A 2,506-nucleotide genomic window follows, 5' to 3' on the forward strand; every position below is an offset into this window, starting at 1 on the left:
TGACGCCGATGCGGATGCGGACGCCGATGCCGATGCGGATTCTGATGCAGATGCCGACGCGGATGCGGATGCCGACGCAGACGCCGATGCGGATGCCGATGCGGATGCCGACGCAGACGCCGATGCCGATGCCGATGCGGACGCAGATGCGGATGCCGACGCAGATGCGGATGCTGACGCGGACGCAGATGCCGATGCCGATGCGGATGCTGACGCCGATGCCGATGCCGATGCGGACGCAGATGCTGACGCGGATGCCGATGCAGACGCCGATGCGGATGCAGATGCCGATGCCGATGCGGATGCGGACGCCGATGCGGATGCGGATGCGGATGCCGATGCGGATGCGGATGCAGATGCAGATGCAGATGCCGACGCAGATGCGGACGCGGATGCCGATGCCGATGCCGATGCTGACGCCGATGCGGATGCGGATGCGGATGCGGATGCAGACGCCGATGCGGATGCCGATGCGGATGCCGATGCGGATGCGGATGCGGATGCAGATGCCGACGCAGACGCAGACGCCGATGCGGATGCCGACGCAGACGCCGATGCGGATGCAGATGCAGATGCAGATGCGGATGCGGACGCAGATGCTGATGCGGATGCTGACGCAGACGCCGATGCTGATGCAGACGCCGATGCGGATGCCGACGCAGACGCCGATGCGGATGCCGACGCAGACGCTGATGCAGATGCTGACGCCGACGCCGATGCGGACGCCGATGCCGACGCTGATGCGGATGCGGATGCGGATGCAGACGCTGACGCCGATGCGGATGCCGATGCGGATGCTGATGCGGATGCGGATGCGGATGCGGATGCGGATGCCGATGCGGATGCTGATGCTGATGCCGACGCAGATGCCGATGCCGATTCTGATGCGGATGCCGACGCAGATGCCGATGCAGACGCGGATGCAGATGCTGACGCCGACGCCGATGCGGACGCCGATGCCGACGCTGATGCGGATGCGGATGCGGATGCAGACGCTGACGCCGATGCGGATGCGGATGCGGATGCCGATGCGGATGCTGATGCTGATGCGGACGCAGATGCCGATTCTGATGCGGATGCCGACGCAGATGCCGATGCCGATTCTGATGCGGATGCCGACGCAGATGCCGATGCAGACGCGGATGCAGATGCTGACGCCGACGCCGATGCCGACGCAGACGCTGATGCAGATGCAGACGCCGATGCCGATGCCGATGCGGATGCAGACGCCGATGCTGACGCCGATGCGGATGCAGACGCCGATGCTGACGCCGATGCGGACGCCGACGCCGACTCAGATGCTGATGCTGATGCTGATGCTGATGCTGATGCAGACGCCGATGCAGATGCGGATGCCGATGCCGATGCCGACGCCGATGCTGATGCTGATGCAGACGCCGACGCCGACGCCGATGCAGACGCCGATGCTGATGCTGACGCTGACGCAGACGCTGATGCCGATTCAGACGCCGATGCGGACGCAGATGCAGACGCAGACGCCGATGCAGATGCAGATGCTGATGCCGATGCGGATGCGGATGCCGACGCTGATGCGGACGCCGACGCCGACGCCGACGCCGATGCCGATGCGGACGCGGATGCTGACGCCGATGCTGATGCTGATGCAGATTCCGATTCAGATGCCGACGCTGATGCAGATGCGGATGCCGATGCTGATTCGGACGCCGATGCTGACGCGGATGCCGATGCAGATTCAGATGCCGACGCTGATGCGGATTCCGATGCCGATGCCGATGCCGATGCCGATGCTGATTCGGACGCCGATGCGGACGCTGATGCGGACGCAGATGCTGACGCCGATGCGGATGCGGATGCGGATGCTGATGCGGATGCAGACGCCGATGCTGACGCAGATGCGGATGCAGATGCAGATGCGGATGCTGACGCCGATGCAGATGCTGACGCTGACGCTGACGCCGATGCGGATGCAGACGCCGATGCCGACGCGGATGCCGACGCCGATGCGGATGCAGACGCCGATGCGGACGCTGATGCCGATGCAGACGCGGATGCCGATGCCGATGCGGACGCAGATGCGGATGCCGACGCAGATGCGGATGCTGACGCGGACGCAGATGCCGATGCCGATGCGGATGCAGACGCCGATGCAGATGCGGATGCCGATGCGGACGCCGATGCAGACGCAGATGCGGACGCCGATGCAGATGCCGACTCAGACGCCGATGCTGATGCAGACGCCGATGCGGATGCAGACGCCGACGCAGATGCGGATGCGGATGCAGACGCCGACGCCGATGCAGATGCGGACGCAGATGCCGACGCCGATGCAGATGCCGACGCGGACGCCGATGCAGACGCTGATGCCGACGCAGACGCAGACGCCGATGCAGATGCAGATGCAGATGCAGATGCAGATGCAGATGCGGATGCGGATGCAGACGCCGATGCCGATGCTGACGCAGATGCGGACGCCGACGCCGACGCCGATGCGGATGCAGATGCCGACGCGGATGCTGATGCCGAT

1 protein-coding gene is annotated in these 2,506 nt (G+C 65.0%); it reads left to right on the forward strand.

Annotated elements, in window-relative coordinates; all coding sequences use genetic code 11:
* A partial coding sequence (locus tag HSS18214_RS19310; protein ID WP_202801293.1) for a polyadenylate binding domain-containing protein occupies window positions 1-2,506 on the forward strand: 2,506 nt, incomplete at both ends.

This window comes from Vreelandella stevensii S18214 (assembly GCF_000275725.1).
GTDB classification, from domain to species: domain Bacteria; phylum Pseudomonadota; class Gammaproteobacteria; order Pseudomonadales; family Halomonadaceae; genus Vreelandella; species Vreelandella stevensii.